The 4050-nt window shown below is 44.0% G+C and carries 5 protein-coding genes; 2 read left to right on the top strand and 3 right to left on the bottom strand.

The annotated features are described in order from the left end of the window. The coding region (locus CGZ90_RS19225; RefSeq protein WP_094254119.1) for an ABC transporter permease at positions 1 to 615 on the top strand (615 nt) is incomplete at its 5' end. A gap of 16 nt (positions 616 to 631) precedes the next feature. Beyond that, positions 632 to 1423 (top strand): ABC transporter permease, encoded by a 792-nt coding sequence (locus CGZ90_RS19230; RefSeq protein ID WP_094254120.1) that lies wholly within the window; start codon positions 632 to 634, stop codon positions 1421 to 1423. 148 nt (positions 1424 to 1571) lie between these two features. Here the strand turns inward: CGZ90_RS19230 and CGZ90_RS19235 are convergent, their stop codons facing one another. The 3 genes from CGZ90_RS19235 to CGZ90_RS19245 form a co-directional block, all read right to left on the bottom strand. Continuing rightward, positions 1572 to 2141 (bottom strand): superoxide dismutase family protein, encoded by a 570-nt coding sequence (locus CGZ90_RS19235; protein ID WP_240515491.1) that lies wholly within the window; start codon positions 2139 to 2141, stop codon positions 1572 to 1574. 85 nt (positions 2142 to 2226) lie between these two features. Next, positions 2227 to 3522 (bottom strand): ABC transporter permease, encoded by a 1296-nt coding sequence (locus CGZ90_RS19240; protein ID WP_094254122.1) that lies wholly within the window; start codon positions 3520 to 3522, stop codon positions 2227 to 2229. Further along, the coding region (locus CGZ90_RS19245) for an ABC transporter ATP-binding protein (protein WP_094254123.1) at positions 3506 to 4050 on the bottom strand (545 nt) is incomplete at its 5' end. The genes CGZ90_RS19240 and CGZ90_RS19245, both read right to left, overlap by 17 nt.

Raw genomic sequence — 4050 nt, forward strand, 5'->3', positions numbered from 1 at the left:
CTCACTTATATCATTGTCGCGATGTTTATGCAGATGTTTGTTTCTGGCGTAGGACGGGAGCTATCGGGAACGATCCGTGACGGAAATGTGGCCGTTGAACTAATGAGGCCATATCACCTTATAAGCCGAATGATCGCGATGGATGCCGGAGACAAGATCGTGTTTTTCATTCGAGGCGCCCTTCCGCTTGGAATTTTTTCTTATTTCTTTATGGACATCTCATTGCCGGACACGTGGGAAAAAGGTGCCCTATTTCTAGTGAGTGCTGCTTTAGGTATTTTTGTCGGCACGTTTTTTGATTTATTAATTGCGATCCTCGCGTTTTGGACCGTAAACGTTTGGGGTCTTGAAGTGATGAAAGAAGCCGTAATTGCGTTCTTTTCAGGGGCGCTCGTTCCGCTGATCCTATTCCCTGAATGGTTTCAATCATTAAGTCTATTTCTCCCGTTTCAGGCGATGGTCTATATTCCTGTTTCCATTTATACAGGCCTGCTTAGCGGGACTGAGGCATATTTGGCAATTGGTGTTCAGCTTATCTGGGCAGTGTTTTTTCTTTGGCTCATGAACGTTTTATGGTCAATCGCCATTAAAAAAGTAACCATTTTCGGCGGATAGACAGGAGGCGGAATTAATGCGGAGATATATAAAATTGTATTATTTGTTTTGCAAACAAAACATGAAGGTCATGATGGAATATCGAATGGACTTCTTTTTAGGAGTAATGTCTGTTATGCTTCAGCAGTTTGCTGGAATCTTTTTCATAAAAGTCGTTTTTGACCACATTCAGCAGCTGAATGGCTGGACGTTTTATGAGATTTTATTCATTTACGGAATCGCTGCAACCGGAAGATCAATCCACCATATCTTTTTTGATAACTTATGGACACTAGGGTGGCAGTACATCAGGCCTGGAAAGTTTGACCGTCTCCTTATCCGGCCTATTAATCCGCTCTTTCATTTTATAGCGGATAGACTGCAGCAAGACGGCTTCGGACAGCTTTTAATCGGACTGATCGTCCTTGGCACTGCTATGCCTGAACTTGGCATAGCATGGGGAGTTACAGAAATTTTGCTGCTGGCTGTAATGATTCTAGCATCAGGCTTTATTTTTGTAGCTGTTAACTTATTTTTTGCCACGCTGTCTTTTTGGATGGTCGACAGTCTGCCGATCGTTTGGGCTGTATTCAACTTAAGCGAATTCGCCCGCTATCCTCTGACCATCTATAAAAAAGGAATACAAAATGTGCTTACTTGGATTATTCCATATGGCTTTACCGCCTTTTATCCCGCTGCTTATTTTATTGAAGGCTCCGGCTTTCAGCAGCTGGCATTATGGACACCGGCCGTCGCTTTGACGTGCTGCGCTGTATCCTACTGGTTCTGGAACAGAGGCCTCCGCGCCTTTACGAGCACAGGGAGCTGACGATTTTCAAAAGATGTTTTTCTTATTTGGGGTACGGTACCATCTTCTTGAAACCAGCTATTTATGCCTTGTTGAAGGATTGAGTACCGTACCCCCAGCTATCTCCAGCCAACAAAAAAACACGCTCTGCGTGTTTTTTTGTTGGCTGTTATTTGATTTCACCGCACAGGATACGACCGCCTGAATTGCCTGATGGATCTGTCTTATAGTCATCCGCCTTTTCGTGAACGACGATGGACGTTCCGCCTTTTCTCAGCAGTGAATTGGCTGCACCTTTGTTAAGGGTAACGTTCTGAGATACAAATGTTACTTCTGCATTGCCAGATTTGTCGGTTTTCAGGTTAGGTATATCACCTGCGTGAAAGCCCTCAGGGTTGTTAAATCCATGTTTTCGTTTTCCAGGGTTGAAATGCTTTCCAGCTGACTCGAAATCAGGAGCTGTGCATTTTGCTGTTTCATGAAAGTGAAACCCGTGTTCACCAGAAGTGAGGCCTTCTGCTTTCACATGGATTTCTACCCCTTCTGCTGTTTGAGTCAAATGAACAGTTCCTGATTTTTTGCCTGCAGCGTTCATTAGAACCACTTCTTTAGAAGAACGTTTAATGTCACTGGCTGAAGCTTTTGATTCATGATTCTCGTGGTCTTCTTTTTTCTTGCCGCAGCCGGCAGCAGAAACGATCAGCAGCAAGACCAGCAAGACCGTTATACTCTTCTTCAAGTTAAGAACCTCCCAAATAAATCAAGATGTTCTATTTTCATCCGAAGAAGCTAATTTTTAAACGTCACGCCAACAAATTATGAAATTATATATCTCTTCTCAAAGCTTTCAACACGTCCACTTGTGTTGCTTTTGCCGCAGGGCGCCAGCCGGAAATGAGCGTCACCGACATGCAGATTCCGACAGCAATGGCAGTCAGAGTCCATGGAATGTATGAGAAAATAAAGTTCTCAGGCACCTTTTCACCCGAAAACTGTTCAATCGCGACCGGAAGTCCGAAATTGACGAGATTGCTCACTGCATAAGCTAGCAATGTGCCTAGAGCCGCACCCCAAATGCCGATATATCCGCTCTCGAGCAAAAAGATTTTCTTGATCGTTTTAGGGTTAGCACCAATCGCCTTCATGATTCCAATGTCCTGCGACCGCTCTGTTACCGCCATCGTCATCGTATTAAAAATGCCGATGGAAGCGATCAGGACGGCGATTGCACCGATAAAAATCAGTCCTGCTTTAAAGATGATAAAAATTACGTTCAGTTCTTTTAAATCTTTTACTACGGAGTATGTCATATAGCCTTTTTCTTCTATCTTTTCTGTCACTGCCTTCACATCTTCTGCTGAATGCGTGTAAACGTGTACCTCATAAAAAGGTTCTTGCTGCCCTTCTGGATTGCCTTTAGCTTTAATATCTTTCAGAAGTTCTTCTGAGATAAAAACCGTTCCATCTTCAACCCACTCTTTAGACGGTTTTTTCAGCACACCAACGATTGTCAATTCTACTTTTTCTACCCCATTCTCTTTTCCATCCTTGAAAACAGGAAACTCGTGTATCACCTTTTTACCAGCCATGCTTTTCAGTTTTAAGCGGTTCTCTTCTGCCTTTTGTGCTGACTCTTCCTCTGTCAGACCCTCATAGGCGTTTTCCGGCAGTTCTTTAATGAAGCTTTTGGCAAATTGATAGCCTGCGAGAATTTCATACTTGCTTTTAGGCATTCGACCTGCAGACAGCTCGAGACCCGCCTTTTTCTCTGCTTTCATATCAGCCGACATCACACTCGTACTTGCTGTATAATCCTTATATTTGAAAATCGAGCTGTCGCTGAATTGCTTTTTCGTCACGGCCTTAACTCCGTTAATGCTTCGCAGTTCCTCTACATTTTTATCCTTGAGAGGGCCATTATTGCCTTGGATCTCTATCTGGTTCATCAGCCTTCTCCCCATGACGTCATCTACAGCTGATTTATGAAAAGCGAATCCGATAGATGCAAGCATGATCAAAAAGGCACAGCCGATCGTTGAAGCAGCGATCGTCATAACAACACGGGTACGGTTCTTTTTCATATTTTTTCGGACAAAACGGTACTTATCCTTGAACTTCATGACGTGCTCTCCCCTCATATAAATACCCATCTTTTATTACAACTTTACGGTGCGCGATCGAGGCGACTTCCTGATCGTGAGTGATGATCAAGAACGTGATGCCGAGCTCTCTGTTCAGCTCCTGAATAAAGGTGAGAAGCTCTGTTTCATTTTCACTGTCAAGGCTTCCTGTCGGCTCGTCTGCAAGAATGATAGGCGGATTTAATATGAGCGCCCGGGCGATGCTGACTCGTTGCTGCTGGCCGCCTGACAATTCACCAGGGTAATGCTCGCCGTATTGCTCAAGACCCACTCGTTTTAAAACGCTCTGCGCCATCTCTTTTCGTTCTTTTTCCTCGATGCCATTCAGCACTAATGGAAGCTCAACATTCTCAAATGCCGTCATGCTAGGGATCAGCTGGAAGGTTTGAAAGATAAAACCGAGATTGTGAAGCCGAAAATCAGCCCATTTGCTTTCTGAAAAAGAAGATACATGCTCTCCCCGTATGTAGATCTCTCCTTTTGCCGGCTTCATATATCCGCTGATTA

This window comes from Fictibacillus aquaticus (assembly GCF_002245695.1).
Lineage (GTDB): Bacteria > Bacillota > Bacilli > Bacillales > Fictibacillaceae > Fictibacillus > Fictibacillus aquaticus.

Excerpts from the sequence above, each read along its gene's own strand:
- CGZ90_RS19230 (WP_094254120.1), top strand. The coding sequence starts at position 632 with ATGCGGAGATATATAAAATTGTATTATTTGTTTTGCAAACAAAACATG.
- CGZ90_RS19240 (WP_094254122.1), bottom strand. The coding sequence starts at position 3,522 with ATGAAGTTCAAGGATAAGTACCGTTTTGTCCGAAAAAATATGAAAAAG.